Origin of the sequence: Bradyrhizobium sp. (assembly GCF_035652035.1) — a bacterium.
GTDB lineage: Bacteria > Pseudomonadota > Alphaproteobacteria > Rhizobiales > Xanthobacteraceae > Bradyrhizobium.
In genome coordinates this window covers 21,855-38,074 of the sequence record NZ_DASREO010000005.1, presented here as the reverse complement: position 1 = coordinate 38,074, position 16,220 = coordinate 21,855, and the positions used below count along the sequence as shown (strand labels likewise).

Annotated in this window: 17 protein-coding genes; 11 read left to right on the top strand and 6 right to left on the bottom strand. The window is 62.0% G+C overall.

Features of this window, described 5'->3' with window-relative positions; translation table 11 throughout:
* Positions 1–2 precede the first annotated feature (2 nt).
* From ilvN to ilvC, 5 genes are all read left to right on the top strand, one after another.
* Complete coding sequence (gene ilvN / locus VFB05_RS01675; RefSeq protein WP_325008095.1) at positions 3–545, top strand: acetolactate synthase small subunit; 543 nt, start codon at positions 3–5, stop codon at positions 543–545.
* Between the two features lie 3 nt (positions 546–548).
* The gene (locus VFB05_RS01670; RefSeq protein ID WP_325008093.1) at positions 549–1,244 is read left to right on the top strand and encodes a class I SAM-dependent methyltransferase; all 696 of its coding nucleotides are present in this window, start codon (positions 549–551) and stop codon (positions 1,242–1,244) included.
* 133 nt (positions 1,245–1,377) lie between these two features.
* Positions 1,378–2,256, top strand: coding sequence for an EamA family transporter (locus tag VFB05_RS01665; protein WP_325008091.1), 879 nt, complete (start codon positions 1,378–1,380; stop codon positions 2,254–2,256).
* On the top strand, positions 2,253–2,858 hold the full coding sequence (locus VFB05_RS01660) for a LysE family translocator (protein WP_325008089.1): 606 nt from the start codon (positions 2,253–2,255) through the stop codon (positions 2,856–2,858). Before VFB05_RS01665 ends, VFB05_RS01660 begins: the two co-directional genes overlap by 4 nt.
* Positions 2,859–3,008: 150 nt before the next feature.
* Positions 3,009–4,028, top strand: a complete 1,020-nt coding sequence (gene ilvC / locus VFB05_RS01655) for a ketol-acid reductoisomerase (RefSeq protein ID WP_325008087.1) — start codon at positions 3,009–3,011, stop codon at positions 4,026–4,028.
* Positions 4,029–4,315: 287 nt separating this feature from the next.
* Here the strand turns inward: ilvC and VFB05_RS01650 are convergent, their stop codons facing one another.
* The 5 genes from VFB05_RS01650 to VFB05_RS01630 form a co-directional block, all read right to left on the bottom strand.
* On the bottom strand, positions 4,316–4,792 hold the full coding sequence (locus VFB05_RS01650; protein WP_325008085.1) for an SRPBCC domain-containing protein: 477 nt from the start codon (positions 4,790–4,792) through the stop codon (positions 4,316–4,318).
* Positions 4,792–5,142, bottom strand: a complete 351-nt coding sequence (locus tag VFB05_RS01645) for a metalloregulator ArsR/SmtB family transcription factor (RefSeq protein WP_325008082.1) — start codon at positions 5,140–5,142, stop codon at positions 4,792–4,794. The genes VFB05_RS01650 and VFB05_RS01645 overlap by 1 nt, the downstream gene beginning before the upstream one ends.
* 178 nt (positions 5,143–5,320) lie before the next feature.
* On the bottom strand, positions 5,321–5,713 hold the full coding sequence (locus VFB05_RS01640) for a RidA family protein (RefSeq protein ID WP_325008080.1): 393 nt from the start codon (positions 5,711–5,713) through the stop codon (positions 5,321–5,323).
* 78 nt (positions 5,714–5,791) lie between these two features.
* Positions 5,792–7,435, bottom strand: a complete 1,644-nt coding sequence (locus VFB05_RS01635; protein ID WP_325008078.1) for an ATP-binding protein — start codon at positions 7,433–7,435, stop codon at positions 5,792–5,794.
* Between the two features lie 265 nt (positions 7,436–7,700).
* Positions 7,701–8,684 (bottom strand): AraC family transcriptional regulator, encoded by a 984-nt coding sequence (locus tag VFB05_RS01630; RefSeq protein WP_325008076.1) that lies wholly within the window; start codon positions 8,682–8,684, stop codon positions 7,701–7,703.
* Between the two features lie 126 nt (positions 8,685–8,810).
* Between VFB05_RS01630 and VFB05_RS01625 the strand changes: the two genes are divergently transcribed.
* Both VFB05_RS01625 and VFB05_RS01620 read left to right on the top strand, forming a co-directional pair.
* Positions 8,811–9,662 carry an SDR family oxidoreductase gene (locus tag VFB05_RS01625; protein ID WP_325008074.1) on the top strand — a complete coding sequence of 284 codons (852 nt, stop codon included), beginning with the start codon at positions 8,811–8,813 and terminating at the stop codon, positions 9,660–9,662.
* Between the two features lie 60 nt (positions 9,663–9,722).
* Positions 9,723–10,538, top strand: coding sequence for an MBL fold metallo-hydrolase (locus VFB05_RS01620; RefSeq protein ID WP_325008071.1), 816 nt, complete (start codon positions 9,723–9,725; stop codon positions 10,536–10,538).
* Positions 10,539–10,643: 105 nt separating this feature from the next.
* On the opposite strand, the gene VFB05_RS01615 is transcribed toward VFB05_RS01620, so the two are convergent.
* The gene (locus tag VFB05_RS01615; RefSeq protein WP_325008069.1) at positions 10,644–11,267 is read right to left on the bottom strand and encodes a hypothetical protein; all 624 of its coding nucleotides are present in this window, start codon (positions 11,265–11,267) and stop codon (positions 10,644–10,646) included.
* Between the two features lie 273 nt (positions 11,268–11,540).
* Here VFB05_RS01615 and VFB05_RS01610 point away from each other — a divergent pair, with 273 nt between their 5' ends.
* The 4 genes from VFB05_RS01610 to VFB05_RS01595 all read left to right on the top strand — a co-directional run bounded on the left by VFB05_RS01610 (position 11,541) and on the right by VFB05_RS01595 (position 16,093).
* A complete protein-coding gene (locus VFB05_RS01610; RefSeq protein WP_414643131.1) occupies positions 11,541–12,071 on the top strand; it encodes a TetR/AcrR family transcriptional regulator in 531 nt (176 codons plus the stop codon).
* Between the two features lie 583 nt (positions 12,072–12,654).
* Entirely contained in the window at positions 12,655–14,376 is a 1,722-nt protein-coding gene (locus VFB05_RS01605) for a sulfatase-like hydrolase/transferase (protein WP_325008291.1), read from the top strand.
* Between the two features lie 317 nt (positions 14,377–14,693).
* Positions 14,694–15,380, top strand: a complete 687-nt coding sequence (locus VFB05_RS01600) for a PilZ domain-containing protein (protein WP_325008064.1) — start codon at positions 14,694–14,696, stop codon at positions 15,378–15,380.
* 128 nt (positions 15,381–15,508) lie between these two features.
* Complete coding sequence (locus tag VFB05_RS01595) at positions 15,509–16,093, top strand: hypothetical protein (protein ID WP_325008062.1); 585 nt, start codon at positions 15,509–15,511, stop codon at positions 16,091–16,093.
* Positions 16,094–16,220 lie beyond the last annotated feature (127 nt).

Genomic DNA, 16,220 nt, shown 5'->3' with positions numbered 1-16,220 from the left:
CAATGAACCAGCCCGCATCCGCCTACTTCATGGAAGAACAAAAGGCGCCGAACGAATCGCATACGCTCTCGGTGCTGGTGCAGAACGAGCCGGGCGTGCTCGCGCGCGTCATCGGGCTATTCTCCGGGCGCGGCTACAACATCGAAAGCCTCACCGTCTCCGAGACCGAAAGCCAGAAGCATCTCTCGCGCATCACCATCGTCACCACGGGCACGCCAATGGTGATCGAGCAGATCAAGCATCAGCTCGACCGCATGGTGCCGGTCTATCGCGTCGTCGACATGACGCTGCTGGGACGCTCGATCGAGCGTGAGCTTGCGATGGTGAAGGTGCGCGGGTCGGGCGAGCATCGCGTCGAGGCGCTGCGGCTTGCGGAAGCATTCCGCGCCCGCGTGATCGACGCCACCACGGAGAGCTTCGTGTTCGAGATCACCGGCAATTCGTCGAAGATCAACCAGTTCGTCGACCTGATGCGCCCGCTCGGCCTGGTCGAAGTGTCGCGTACGGGCGTCGCCGCCATCGGCCGCGGAGCCGAGGGGATGTGAGCCATGCTGGCGCGCGACTGGTTCTATAACCAACGCCGAAAGGTCGGCATCGATTCTGCCGTGGCCTCGCTGTTCGATCGCGAGAGTGACCGCGATCTGCGTGCGCGCGCCGCGCTTGTCATGCTGGGCGTCAAGAAAGGCTGGCGCGTCGCCGATATCGGCTGCGGCAACGGCCTGTTCGCGTGCGAGGCGGCGCTGATGGGCGCCGAGGTCGACGCCATCGATATTTCGCCGGCTATGCTGGCGCTGGCGCAAGTCGAGGCGAGAGACCGCAAGGTCGCGATCCGCACCCAGTCGGCGGGGCTATTGAGCTTTGCCTATCAGCCCGAAAGCTATGACCTGATCGTCAGCGAATTCACGCTGCATCACCTGCCGGATTTCTGGAAGGCGGTGGCGATGTCGCGCATCTTCACCGCGCTCAAGCCGGGCGCGAATTTTTACCTGCGCGACATCGTGTTCGTGCGGACGCCTGACGGCACCGAGCGCGACGTCGACGAGTGGGCCGAGTTCTCGATCAGTAACCACGATTTCAACCGTGACAGCGTCGTCACCCATATGCGCGACGAGTATTCGACGTTCGGCTGGGTGATCGAACGCATGCTGGTCGAGGCCGGCTTCGAGCTCACCTCTGTCGATTATCATGCGCCGCTGCACGGCACTTATCTTTTGCGAAAACCGAAACACGGCGAGCAGGGCTAGTCAGTGGATCTTTCGTCATTGCGAGGAGCGAAGCGACGAAGCAATCCAGACTATTGTCCTGGAGACACTCTGGATTGCTTCGCTTCGCTCGCAATGACGGCGTCGGGATATTAAGGGGCTAAGAAAAACAAAAATGAAACCCGCCGACGTCTGCCTCGCCGTCCTGGTCGCGGTGATCTGGGGAAGCGCGTTCGTGCTCAGCCGGATCGCGCTCGACGAACTGTCGCCGGAGTTGATGACGGCGCTGCGTTTTATCATCGCTGCTATCCCGTGCCTGTTCGTGGCGCGGCCAAAAGTATCATGGCCGACGCTGATCGCGATCAGCTTCACGCTGTTTCTCGGTCAGTTCCTCGCCCAGGCCTACGGGATCGCGGGCGGCGTGCCGGTGGGCTTAACCAGCGTGATCGTGCAGAGCCAGGCGCTGTTCACGATCGCCTTTGCCGCTGTTCTGTTCGGCGAGCGCCCGACACGGATGCAGACTGTCGGCATCGCGATCGCGGCCATCGGACTTCTGATGATCTGCGGCACCGTCGGCTATGATTTCAGCGTAACGGTCTTCGCCGTGCTGATGCTCTCGCCGGTCTTTTTTGCCGTTGGAAACCTGCTGTTGCGGCGCGCGCAGGGCGTTGCGATGTTCGACCTGTTCGCCTGGCTCTGTCTTGTTGCCGCGGTGCCGCTATTGGCATTGGCGGTGGCGAAAAACGGCGTCGCGCCGACCTGGCATCAGCTCTCGCACATGTCGCTTGCCGTTCTGCTTTGCATGCTCGGCATCGGCCTCGTCTCCACCTGCTTTGCGTACTGGCTGTGGGGACGGCTGCTGCGTGACTATCCGGCGGCGCAAGTGGTGCCGTTTGCGCTTCTCGTGCCGTTCGTCGGTTCAGCGGCGTCCAGCATCGTGTTCGGTGAAACCTTTGGGCGCCTTAGGCTCGCCGGCATGCTGACGGTGGTCGGCGGCATCGCCGTGATGCTGCTGGCGAAGCGTCCGCAACCTCTTCCCGAAGCCGGAGCATGACGATGCAAAATTCGTCGCTTCTGATCGCCTTCATCCTGTTCGCCGCGGTGATGTTCTTCACGCCGGGACCGAACAACATCATGGTGATGTCGTCGGGCCTCACTTATGGCTTCCGCCGCACCATCCCGCACATCGCCGGCGTCGTCATCGGCTTTGCCTTCATGGTCGGCGCGGTCGGCCTCGGCTTCGGCACGGTCTTCATTGCCTTTCCGGTGCTGCAGACCATCCTCAAATATGCCGGCGCGGCCTATCTGGTTTACCTCGCGGTTCAGATCGCGATGGCAGGCCCGCCGAAGCCGGGCGAGACCGGGCGCGGCCCCATGACCTTCTGGCAGGGGGCGATGTTCCAATGGGTCAACGTCAAGGGCTGGGTCGCGATCATCGGCACCATCACGGCCTATGCGGCGATCGCCAGTTTCCCGTTCAACATCGTGATCCAGGTCCTGACCTTCCTCGCAATGGGCACCGCCTCGATCACGATCTGGACGCTGTTCGGCAGCGCCCTGCGGCCGTTCCTGACCTCACCGCGCGCGGTGCGCGCCTTCAATCTCGCGATGGCCGCGCTGCTGCTGGCTTCGCTGTATCCGGTCTTCATGGAGTAGGACCAAAACCATGCGAGAAGAGGGGTTTACCCCCATGCGGAAAATGTTTTAGACCACCCGGGAAATTCCAGGGCAACCGGCGGTCTTTTCTGACCTCAAGAGCCTGATCCATCGGCCCGTTTTTCGGCCCCTACATTCAAGGAAACGACCATGCGTGTTTATTACGATCGCGACGCGGATATCAATCTGATCAAGGGCAAGAAGGTCCTGATCGTCGGCTATGGCAGCCAGGGCCATGCCCATGCGCTGAACCTGAAGGATTCCGGCGTCAAGGACGTCGCCATTGCGCTGCGCAATGGCTCGGCCTCGGCCAAGAAGGCGGAAAATGCCGGCTTCAAGGTGTTCGAAGTCGCCGAAGGCGCCAAGTGGGCCGACCTCGTGATGATGCTCACGCCGGACGAATTGCAGGGCGACATCTACCGCGAGCACCTGCACGACAACATGAAGAAGGGCGCGGCGCTCGTGTTCGCCCACGGTCTCAACGTGCACTTCAACCTGCTCGATCCGCGCGCCGACCTTGACGTGCTGATGATCGCGCCGAAAGGCCCCGGCCACACCGTGCGCTCGGAATATCAGCGCGGCGGCGGCGTGCCCTGCCTGATCGCGATCGCCAAGGACGTTTCCGGCAACGCGCATGACCTCGGCCTTTCCTATGCCTCGGCGATCGGCGGCGGCCGCGCCGGCATCATCGAGACCACGTTCAAGGAAGAGTGCGAGACCGATCTGTTCGGCGAGCAGGTCGTGCTCTGCGGCGGCCTCGTTGAACTGATCAAGGGCGGTTACGAGACGCTGGTCGAAGCCGGCTACGCGCCGGAGATGGCCTATTTCGAATGCCTGCACGAAGTGAAGCTGATCGTCGACCTGATCTATGAAGGCGGCATCGCCAACATGAACTACTCGATCTCCAACACCGCCGAATACGGCGAATACGTCACCGGCCCGCGCATCATCACCGACGAGACCAAGAAGGAGATGCGCAAGGTTCTCGCCGACATCCAGGGCGGCAAGTTCGCCCGCGACTGGATGCTGGAGAACAAGGTCAACCAGACCTCGTTCAAGGCGACGCGCGCCAAGCTCGCCGCACACCCGATCGAGCAGGTCGGCGAAAAGCTCCGCGACATGATGCCGTGGATCAAGAAGGGCGCGCTGGTCGATAAAACCAAGAACTAGGGCTTGATCCACGATCTTGTTTGCGAGATCGCGCAGGCGCGATCTCGATGATCAAGAAGGGCGCGCTGGTGGACAAGACGAAGAATTGAGGCTTCGGCTTTCTTATCCCTCCTCCGCGCAGCGCGGGGAGGGAAGGCCGAAGCGAAGCGAAGGCCAGGGTGGGGGCTTTTCTTGCCCCCCACCCCGACGCTCATTTCATTCGCGTCGACCTCGAGAGCGAGCTTTGCTCGCCTCGGACCCCGCAAGGGGGAGGGATAAGCACGGGCAAATGGCGTTGCACCGTCTTTTCATTTCCGCGCTGCCGCAAGCTTTTCGAGCCGGACATAGCTTGCTTCCATGCCGTGCTCCATTCCGCTTCCGAGCATGCGCGCGCGCGTTTCCGAGTCCGGCAGCGTCATGCGCATGGTCATCAGCGTGCCGTCGCCGTCCTTCTCGAACCGGGTTTCGCAGTGGTTGTCCGGCGTCGGATCGGGCAGAAACATGCGCTCGACATGCACGATGCGGCTAAAGGGCTCGAGCTCCAGATATTCGCCGGTGAGATAGAAGCCCTGGCGGCCCGGCATGGCCCATTCGTAGCGGATCTTGCCGCCGGGCCGCGGTTCGCTGATGCAGACCGGCATGCTCCAGCCCTCGGGCCCCAGCATCCATTGCTGCACCAGTTCGGGCTCGGTATGCGCGCGATACACGGCCTCCGGCGGTGCGGCAAAGTGCCGGGTCACGACCACGAAACGGTCGCCCTCGGTTTTCAGCGTCATCTTACTCATTACTTTTCTCCTCGTTTCGAAGTCATCGCCGCAAGCAGCCCGTCAAGCCGCTCGTAATTCTTGTCGTGCGCCTTGCGCAGCATCGCGAGCCATTGGTCGACGTCGTCGAGCCCGGTATCCGCCAGCCGGCAATGGCGACGCGTGCCGTCGGCTCTTCGGGCGATCAGGCCCGCAGTTTCCAGCATCTTCAGGTGCCGCGAGATCGCGGGCTGGCTCATCTCGAAGGGCTCGGCGAGCTCCATCACCGTGGCCTCACCCTTGGTGAGGCGCGCGAGGATCGCGCGGCGCGTCGGATCGGCCAGAGCCAGAAAAGCTGCATCAAGTCGGGCGGAGTGTCGAGCTACTATCATAACAAATAGGTTATATAAGTAATTTGTTATATTCAAGAGAAAAAAATGCCCTTCGAGCAATGCATTCGGCGGCGTGCCCCGGATGCTGCGCAGCGCGCCGCTTGGCGTGATGCGCTGCTGATCCGGGGCCTATGATTCCTGTGAGCTGGGTCCCGGCTCTTCGGCCAGGACACGAGGCTTACACCGCTGCAATACAATCGATCTCGATATCGAATGCGCCGAACCATTGCGGCACGCAGACGAAGATGCGCGCCGGCGGGTTGTTCGGAAAGTACCGCGCATAGATCGCGTTGACGGCGGCAAACTTCTCGGCCGATGTGCAATAGACGTTGCACTTGAGAACGCGATCCAGCGACGAGCCCGCCGTTTCGACGCAGAGCTTGAGCTGCTCCAGCACCAGTTCAGTCTGACGCTCGATCGAAGCCTTCGCAACTTCTCCGGTTGCGGGATCGAAGGGCGGAAGCCCCGACACGTAGATCGTATCGCCGTGCCGCGTGGCGACCGAGGCGGGCGCCTTCACCCGTTCAAGGTAAGTCGACAAGGGTTCGACGCGGATGACTTCCCTGGCCATTCATGTTCTCCGTAATGTGAGCCGATACGCTCACGCTATCGCGGAGAGGCATGTCATGCTTCGAAATCGATCGAAGTGTTATTGATCGACCAGCGATTCCGTTTCGTCCGGAGCGAGCACGTTGCTGATTTTCGCGGCGAGGTCATGTTGCGTGATCGGCTTCTGAAGCAACTCGACGCCGCGACCGAGTCGGCCATCGCGCGCGATGATGTCTCGCGAATAGCCGGTCATAAAGACGACCTTGAGCTTTGAGTTCAATTTCAGCAGCTCTTCGCTGAGAAGACGTCCATTCTTGCCCGGCATCACCACGTCGGTCAGAAGCAACTGGATGTCGTTCCCGCGGCCCGAGAAGGCCTGGGCCGCTTCCTCCGCATTGGAGGCCTCGGCGACCCGATAGTTATAGTCGGTCAGGGTCTCGGTCACGAAGTTGCGGACGTGCTGGTCGTCTTCGACAACCAGCACCCATTGGCCGCGCCCGCGCAGGTCTTCGGCGATCCTGGGCTCGCGGTTCGCCGCCGCCTGGCCGGTCGTTGCAACGGTGCTTTTGGCGCGAGGCAGAAACAGCTTGATCGTGGTCCCCTTGCCGCGTTCGCTGCGAATTTCGGCGAAGCCGTCCGATTGCCGCGCAAAACCGTAGACCTGGCTCAGGCCCAGACCCGTACCGTGTCCGGTTTCCTTGGTCGAGAAAAACGGCTCGAACGCGCGCTCGCGCGTCTGCTTGTCCATTCCCGTGCCGGTGTCGGTGACCGTGATGAGGACATATTGTCCTTCGCGCGCATCGGGACTGGTCTTTGCATAATCGCCGTCGACCTGGGAATTGCTGGTCTCGACGGTGAGCTTCCCGCCCGCCGGCATTGCATCCTTGGCGTTGACGACGAGATTGAGGAGGGCCACCTCGAGTTGATGCGGATCGGTCTCGGTATGCCACAAGCCCGGCGCACCATGCGTCTCCAGAACCATGTTTTCGCCCAACGCCCTTTGGAAGAAGTCGGCCATACCGGTGATCAAGGCGTTGACATCGATGACCTCGGTGTTGAACGGCTGCTTGCGCGCGAAAGACAGCAGGCCCTGGGTCAGGATCGAGGCCCGCGATGCGCCGTCACGAGCGCGCGAGATCAGTTGCACGAGTTTGTCGCGAGAATTGTCGTTCCAGCGCTTGAGCGTGCGCTCGGCAATCTCGAGATTGCCGGAAATGACCGTGAGCGGATTGTTGAAGTCGTGTGCCACCCCTCCGGTCAACTGACCGATCGCCTCCATTTTTTGAGCGTGGCTGAGCCGCGCCTCGGCTTCCCGCCGTTGCTGGCCCTCCGCTTCGAGCATTGCCTTGGCGTGCCGGAGCTCGCCCGGGGAGGGCACCTTCAGGAGGTAGGGGATCAGCGGCCATAACAGTGCGGCCGTACTGATCGATGCAATGGCAGTTACGATCTTGACGACTCCCTCAAGTCCGTACGCCGGCACCCAGAGCGTATAGATGGACATCACATGGGTGACACCACACGCCATGATGAACACGGCAAAAGCCCAAAACACCCAGCCGAATTCAACGTCTCTGCGCGTTGAGACAAAATAGGCCAGTGCGAAAGGTATGGAAAAATAAGACAGTGCAATGATGGAGTCGGACGCGATATGGACGGCCAGGAGTTCGGGCTCCCATTGAAGACAGATCCCATGCGGGGCAAACATGGTGCTGTCGAAGAACAACTTGAGTTTGTCCCAAACCATCTACGCCCCCTTGGCTCGCGCATATCATCTGGAAGTTTAGGCCCGAAATGAGTTCGCCGGCCTAACCGCTTTGCATCTATCCAACCCTTTTTTGGTTCCACAACACGGGAACAAAAGTCGGTTCGGCAGTCTAATGTTCGATTCTGACATTCGCATCGCTTGCGAGCGGCGACTTTTGCGAAAGTTTGAGTCAAAGGATCACTGGCGCCCCGAACCGAAGCTCGCACACATTGCGAGCAGGTGAGCACGCCGAACTTTAGCCAACTCAGGACCGCCGCGCGCCCTTCGCCAGTGTCTCCGACGGGCGTTCGCCGAAGGCCTGGCGATAGTCGCGCGCGAAGTGTCCGAGATTGCCGAATCCGCACACAAACGCGACTGACGTGACCGACGTCTCCGCGTCAGGCGCAGCGAGCATGTCGCGGGCGTGGCGGAGGCGGACCATCCTGGCGAAAGCCATCGGCGAATAACCGCGGGTCTGCTGGAACGCCCGGAAGATCGCCCGCGCGCCGATCCCGGTTGCTTCCACCAGCGTTTCGATCGTGACCGCCTGATCCCAGTTGGCCTCGATGAAATCTTCCGCGCGCCGCACGTGCGACGGCAGCGTCTCGGCTGGATCGCGTTCCAGGAGATGACTGAAGCTGTGCCGGTTGGCGCAGAGGAAGGCCACCAGAATGGTCTGTTCGAGTTCGCGAAGCACCAGCGACGGCAAATGCGGCCCGGACGTGGAATCGAGCTGCTCGGCAAAAAAACGGATCAGCCGCCACAGTTGCGCAAATCGCGGCGAGTTGCGATCGGCGTCGGGCAAGAACTCGAGCTTGCCGGTCGGCCGCGCGCCGAGCAGGTAGGCCAGCTTGTTTTCGAACGCGCCGGCATCGATCCTCAGGTTGAACCATTGGTGGTCGGCTTCGGTCGTGAGTGTGAGTTCCTGGCCCGGGGAGATGATGCAGGATTGATCGGCATCGAGCGCGACCGAGTTCTTTCCGATGGCTGCATGGGCCTTGCCGGCCAGGGTCGTGAACAATCGAAACTGCTCGGCTTGCGGATAATCGACGGTGGCGCCGCCGCTGCCCTGTCCGTAGACGAGGTCGATGCTTTGCAGTTGAACGCGATTTCCTCTCGCCGAAAAATTCGCAGGCGTTTTCACCTCGGCGCGGCGGGCGCCGAATCGCGTGAGCAGTGCGTGCCTGAATTCTTCCGAAGAGGATGCGTGAAAGACCGGAAAGCGCTGGAGCGGATCGGCCGAATGCATGGATGAGGTCTGCTCGCGTTGTCCTTCACAACAAGGTCAGGCCAGCTCAACTGTCGATTGTGTCGATTGCGTTGGCTGCAATTCAGTCTACAAGACTTTGCCGCCAACTGGAAGAAGGGGGTTTCCATGCGATCTGTCGTCATCACCGGCGTTTCGACCGGCATTGGCTGGGCCAGCGCGAAACTGCTGCTGGATCGTGGCTTTCGCGTCTTCGGCAGCGTGCGCAAGGCGGCCGATGCCGAACGTCTGCGAAGTGAATTCGGCGCGAACTTCACTCCCTTGTTATTCGACGTGACCGATGAGGCGGCGATACGGGTAGCCGCGGGCGCAGTGCGCACGGCGCTTAACGGCGAGACGCTCGCCGGCCTCGTCAACAATGCCGGCATCGCGGTTGCGGGACCGGCTCTGGAGCTTGCCATCGACGAATTCCGCCGGCAGTTCGATGTCAACGTCATGGGGCCGATCATGGCAACGCAGGCGTTCGCCCCGCTGCTCGGCGCGGATCCTTCGTTGCGCGGACCGAAGGGGCGGATCGTGATGGTCTCTTCGGTGGCGGGAAAAAGTGGCAATCCGCTGTCTTCGCCCTATTCAGCGTCCAAGCATGCGATCGAGGGATTATCGGAATCGCTTCGCCGCGAGCTGATGCTGTTCGGTATCGACGTCGTCATCGTCGCGCCAGGCGCGGTCAAGACGCCGATCTGGGATAAGGCAGAAGAGCTCGATGTTTCGAGGTACGGCAATTCACCTTATTATCCAGTGCTGAAAAACATCCGCGCCTTCGTTGCTCAACTCGCGCAGGGCGGTTTGCCGGCGGAGCGGATCGCGGAGGTCATCGCAACCGCTCTCACAGGCGACAAGCCGAAAACACGCTACCAGATCACGCCCGATCCCATGCGGCATCTCATCATCACGATGTTGCCGAAGCGCGTGGGAGACAGGATCATCGCCAAGCGGCTGGGCCTGATTCCGGCGAAATGAACTGCGAACGGAGTTTTTCGTTGCCGTAGAGGGGATGGCTTGGTCAGGCGGGAGTTCTCGATGCCGATCCATATCTGCACCACCTGCGGGACGTCGTATCCGGATGCCAACGCGCCGCCCGCGGGTTGCGCGATCTGCGAGGACGAACGGCAATACGTCGCGCGTGGCGGGCAGGGCTGGACCACGCCGGCACGGCTGGCAGCGAGCCACGCCAACGCGTGGCGCAAGCTCGCGGATGATCTGTTCGAGATCCACACCGCGCCGAACTTCGCCATCGGCCAGCGCGCGCTCCTCGTCCGCACCTCCCACGGCAATATTCTCTGGGACTGCATCACGCTGTTTGATGAAGCGACCGAAGCGTTGGTGCGCGCACTGGGAGGTCTTGCCGCGATCGCGATCTCGCATCCACATTACTATTCCTGCATGCAGGATTGGGCGCGCGCGTTCGGCTGTCCTGTCCACTTGCACAAGGCCGATGCCGAATGGGTGATGCGGGCGGATTCCAGCATCCGCTATTGGGAAGGCGAGACACTGGCGATCGTGCCCGGCATCACATTGCTTCGGCTTGGCGGTCACTTTCCCGGCGGCACTGTGCTGCATTGGGCCGACGGCGCTGAGGGTCGCGGCGCGCTGCTCTCCGGCGACATCGTGCAGGTGGCAGCCGATCTCAACCGCGTCTCGTTTCTGTGGAGCTATCCGAACATGATGCCGTTGTCGGGCTCGACGGTGCGTCGCATCGCCGACACCCTCAAGCCGTGGCCGTTCGATCGGATCTATGGCGCCTTTCCGGGGCGGCAGGTGATGGCGGACGGAGCCGGCGTCGTGCAACGCTCGGCCGCGCGCTACATCGAGCTTCTCGAAGGCGAGCAGCCGTAAAGCCGAGCCGGTTTTGATCGATCAAAACCGGGCTATGGATTCTTGTTTTTGACGCGTTTTCTTCACGCGAACCGGTGCCCACTTCGCTCGAAAACGCATTGCTCGTCAGGCCGCCGGCGCTGTGCGCGTTGACTTTACCGAGGCCATCGCGACCAGCCGGAGCGCGATCACCGCGAGCGGCGGGACAAGGAAGAGCGCGTAGAGCGGCATGGCGGGCACGCGCTTGCCGAACGACACCATGAGCTGCGCCCACAGGAAATAGCTGCCGCCAAGATGCAGGATGCGCCAGGCGCGCGGGCCGATCGCCTGGGCAGTGCGGGTGAACGACGTTGCGGTCATGGCGATGATGATGGCGTAGCCGATGCCGCCGAAGACGTAGGTGACGGTCGACGTGGATGCGAGGAAGCCGGGTAGGTCCATCCCGGCGAACGCCGCGATTGCAATCGCATGCAAGGCGTGCGAGCCGGCAAAGGTCACGCCGAGATAGCGGCGGTTTCGCCGTTGCCAGTGCGTCCAGGCGTTGGGCCAAAGCCGCCACAATGCGCTGGCCGAAAAAGCCAGGCAGAAAAACAACAGCGAGGTTCGGGCGGTGAAGCGGATCGCCATGCGGACGCCCTCGACGTCGAATCCGCGCATGCCAGCGACCCAGAGCGAAAGCACGGTCAGCGCGAGCGTCAGGACCCAGAACAGACGCCAGCCTTCGAACCAGTTCACGCGGGACGGAGCCATGTCGTTCTCCCCGATGATGATGTAATCAGTAGTTACATTGCAAAGCCCAGCTTGGGTCAATTGTGTAATCACTGCTTACATTCACGTTTGCTTGAGCCTATGATGAGGATCATGCCCACTCCGAGCAAAGCCAAACGGCCGCCCACACAAGGATCCAGGCCGCGCCGCCGCGCCGCGCCGCAGCCAAAGCCCTACCATCATGGCGATCTCCGCCGCGCCTTGATCGAGGCAGGATTTAAACTTGTCGAGGAGCGGGGCGTCGAGCACTTGAGCATGCGCGAGGCCGCGCGCCGCGCCGGCGTCTCGCCCGCCGCGCCGTTCCGGCATTTCGAAAGCCGCGAGGCGCTGATGACGGCAGTGGCGCTGGAAGCGCAACGGCGCTTTCGGTCCGAGATCGCTGCGGCGCTGCAGGAGGCGCCGCCCGGCGACCCGCTGGCGCGGGTTCGCGCCTTCGGCATCGCGTACCTGCGCTGGGCCATGCGCAACCCGGCGCATTTCGAGATCATCTCGACCGGCCGGCTGTTCGACTATGACAAGGCGGCCGATCTTGTGCGGGACAATGCCGAGGTGATCGGCATGTTCGAGCGCACGCTGAAAGAGGCCTTCGCGCAAGGCCAGCTGCGCACCGCCGAGCTGGGCCACGTGCAGATCGCCGCCCGCGCCCTCGTCTACGGTTTTGCGCGCATGAACATCGACGGGCATTTCCCGCGCTGGGGCGTCGCCGCGGGGGAGGCCGAAGCCACCGCCGAGGCGGTGGTCGACCTCTTCATCGACGGCATCGCGAAGCGGCCCCGGCGAAAGTAAGCGCCGTCGCGTGTTGATGCTCTTCACCTTCACCTGAAGGGGGCAGGTCGGCGAGTTCAGAAGCGCGCTTGCGCTTCTAGCGAGCCGGGAGCGGGTCAATCCAGAGGCGTGGATAGACCCCACCCGACCCCCTTTCTGAGGCAGGGCAATCGCATTTGAAGACACACCGGGTGCGCAGTCTCACCTTGGCCATCCTTCGAGACGCCTGCTGCGCAGGCTCCTCAGGATGAGGTCTTCTTTCACGGCGAGATCTCAGACCCTCATGGTGAGGAGCCCGCCTTTGGCGGGCGTCTCGAACCACGAGGCCGAACTGGTTTGCAGCCATATGCGATGGCGCTGCTTTCCGGGGGAGGGAGTGCACCAACCTCGCCGAAGCATCAAACGATGCAGCGAGAGCTCCGTCGCCGCAGTGCAAGGTGAGGCGGAATTAACGTCAGGTGGGTTTTTGCAATGCCGCAGCATTGCGGCTATGTGACAGTTCAACTACGATTTTATGACACGGTGTCGGGGGCCCGGGCTTCGCCGTGCGTCTTCTGGCCGTTGCCAGCCAAGGCATGAGTTGTGTCGGGCGGCGCTGGTGTTCATGGCAATCCCGCCACAACCTGGTCCGACTGCCGGTCCTCCCGCGGCTGCCGCCGTCAGCGGCCTTGCCGCTGTCTCGATCTGGCGGTGGCTTGCGGTGGCCGCGCCGCACCTGGCGGCGGTGGCGATCATGCTCGCGACCGAAGTCGACTTCCCCGGCCGGTTCGGCTTTCTCCTGACCTGGGGGATCCTCAACTGCTTCTGGATCGCGCTGCTCAGGCGGCCGGCGCTGTCCGGCGCGCTGTCGCTGACCCTGGTCGTGGTGTTGATCCTGCTGTCGCGGTTCAAGCACGACGTCGCGCAGATGACCGCGAACTTCGTCGACGTGATGGTGATCGACCATGACACGGCCGCGTTCCTGTTCACGATCTTTCCGGATTTGCGCTGGTCGGTGATTTCGGCGGCGCTGGTGACGCTGCCCTTGATGGCCGCGCTGTGGTGGCTTGATCCCTTTCGTTTCCGCCGCCTGCCGTCGGCGGCGAGCGCGCTTGCCTGCCTGGCCGGCCTTGTCGGCTATTCCCTCGCCTTCCCGGACCAGGCCTGGCGCGGTTATTTCGACGACGGCTATGTCTCGAAATTCGCCCGGTCCGGCGTCATTGCGGTCTCGGATTTCATTCAATTCGGCTACATGGAAAAGGATGCGGTCGCAGATGGGCGCCTGAAGATCCCGCTGGTCGATTCCTGCCATCCCACAAGACCCCGCCCGAACATCGTTCTCATTCACGACGAGTCGAGTTTCGACATCCGCCAGGCGCCCGGCGTGAAGCTGCCTGCCGGCTACGGCGGCCATTTCAAGTCCTTTGACGGCAAGCAGCGCAAATTCCTCGCCGAGGGCAATGGCGGGCCGAGCTGGTTTACCGAATACAACGTGCTGGCCGGACTTTCGTCGCGCTCGTTCGGCCGCTTCGCGTATTTCGTCACCCGCATCGCATCGGGCCGCGTCGAGCGCGGCCTTCCGTTCGCGCTCCGCCGCTGCGGCTATGACACCCTCTCGCTTTATCCGGCGCTCGGCGCCTTCATGAGCGCGCGCAACTTCCAGCTCACCACCGGCATTCAGCATTTCTACGATGCGCAGGATCTCGGCGCCTCGGAAATCGAGACCGACAGTTTTTTCTACGGCAAGGCGCTCGGGCTGATGTCAAAGCATCTCGCGAGCTCGCCGCTGTTCACCTTCGTCTATCTCTCGGCCAATCACTTTCCGTGGGATTTTCGCTTTCGCCCCGATTTGATGCCCGCCTGGCGAGACGCCGGCAACGCGCCTGAGGTCGACGAATATCTGCGGCGGCAGGCGATGAGCGTGCAGGATTATGCGGCATTCGTGGCCAGCCTGAAGAAGCAATTTCCGGGCAAGCCGTTCCTGATCGTGCGCTATGGCGATCATCAGCCGGAATTCTCGCCGCATCTGCTCGATCCCGGCCTTGATGAGGGCGGCATCGGCAAGAAGCTCGAAAGTTACGATCCGAGCTATTACGCCACCTACTACGCAATCGACGCGATCAATTTCGAGCCGGTCAAAAGTCCCGCGGTCATGGATACGGTTGACGGACCTTATCTGCCGCTGGTGATCCAGGAGGCGGCGGGCCTTCCGCTCGATCCGTCCTTTACCGAGCAACGCGAGATCATGCTTCGATGCAAAGGCCTGTTCTACGCCTGCAGGAATGGCGCAGAGGCAAGCCGCTTCAATCGTCTCCTGATCGACGCCGGCCTGATCCAGGGATTGTAGGATAAGCGCTCCGAGTAGGGGTCGTCAGGCACTGCCTGTCGTTCAGTCTTCCCCGCGACTGTTACCCGGTAACACAGGGATCTCAGTTGCAAGGCGGGGCATTTCTCGCCCTGGTCTCAAAAGGCTTCCAAAACCACTACCATCCCGCGAGACGCGCATCCCGCCTCGACCTCAAGCTGAAACCATCAGCGGTTTAACGAAATCAGTCATGATTTGATAGGGATAGAAGCCGAAAGGTATTCAGTGCTTCTGCTTCATTAACATGGGTGTTTTATGAAGCCGACCGTCAGGAAGTTTGAGTTTCTCGGGGATCTCTGGTGTCGACCGAAAAGTTTCTCAAGCAGCGCGGCGTCGAGGTCGTCGTTGACGGGCACTACACGCTACCCAACTGGTACGATCCGGAGGGGCGGCTTCGCACCTTCGCCTGTCGCACCAACCGCGTGTCGCCATATCGCATGATCGTCGACGTGCCGGTGGTCGGCAAGGTCGGCGACTATCTCAGCTCGTACTTTAAGGATTTCGGCAAGCTCGATGGCCGCATCAGCGACACCAAGCGTGGCTCTTTCCTGCTCGAACTCGACGTCAACACCGCGACACGGCAAAAGATCGCGGACAAGCTGGTCTGGCTCGAGCAGAAGCAGAAGGACCCCGACAAGGTCGTCGAGCTCAGGCGGACGCCGCGCATCATTCCGGCCAAGCCGCATACGACATTGACGCTCGCCGACGGCGCCGTCCACGAACGCTTCATCATCGACATGTCGGTCGCCGGTGCCGCCGTCTCGTCCGCGGTGCAACTCGAGGTGGGAACGCCGCTTGCGATCGGCGCCTGCGTCGGCCGCGTCATCAGGCCTTTTCCGTCCGGCTTTGCGGTTCAGTTCATCGAGAAGCAGAACTACCACGACCTCGAGCGGCTGGTCGTCCGGCCGCTGGGCACTGTCAACCGCGGCCTGAAGGCCTCGGATTGGGATGCCATCGCGGACGAGCCCGAAGCGGCTTCCGCTTAAGACGCGGCCCGGCCTTACCGGCAAAGCTGCTGTCATCACAGAGCTGTGCTGCGCCTCTCGGTTGAAGGGGCTCCGGGCCGCCGCTAAGTTTGCGCCACCTCATCCCCGCCGACGGACTTGAAGCAAACATGCAAAACTCCCGCGTCATCGCCCTTGTGGCCGCGTTGAGCGCTCTCGCGCCTGCCTTCACGCCCGCTTTGGCGGCCGAGACCGCGCCAGCCGTGATCGACAACGAGCGCGTCAAGGTTTTCGACACGACCTCCGCCATGACGGCGATGCCGGACGATTTCGTCGCCATCTCCTTTGCCGGCGGCAACGCCGTGTTCGGTCATGCCGGCGAGACGGCGGGGGCGAATGGCGCGCGCACCGTCGTCATCGATCTGAAAAATCATCCGGTACCAACGCTCGCGAACAATTCCGGCTATCCCAACGCCTTTCCGCGCCCGCATATCGAGAAGCTTCTGGAAAACGACCGTGTCATCGTCTGGCGCTATCGCTGGAATCTCGGCGAGCCGACGCCGGTGCATTTCCACAACACCGACGTCGTGGTGACCTATCTTGAGGACTCGGCGCTGCAATCGACCACGCCGGACGGCAAGAGCGTCGTGAATGACTACAAGTCCGGCGACATCCGCTTCAACAAGGGCAATCGCGTTCACACCGAGCTTCTGGTTCGCGGCTCAGCGAGCGCGGTGATTACGGAGTTGAAATAGAAGCGCATCCCTCGAGACGGCGCTAACGCGCCTCCTCGGGATGAGGCCCCGCGCGGAGAATCTAGCTCCTCATGGTGAGGAGCCGCGACGCGGCGTCTCGAACCATGAGGCCGGATACTTCACCGCT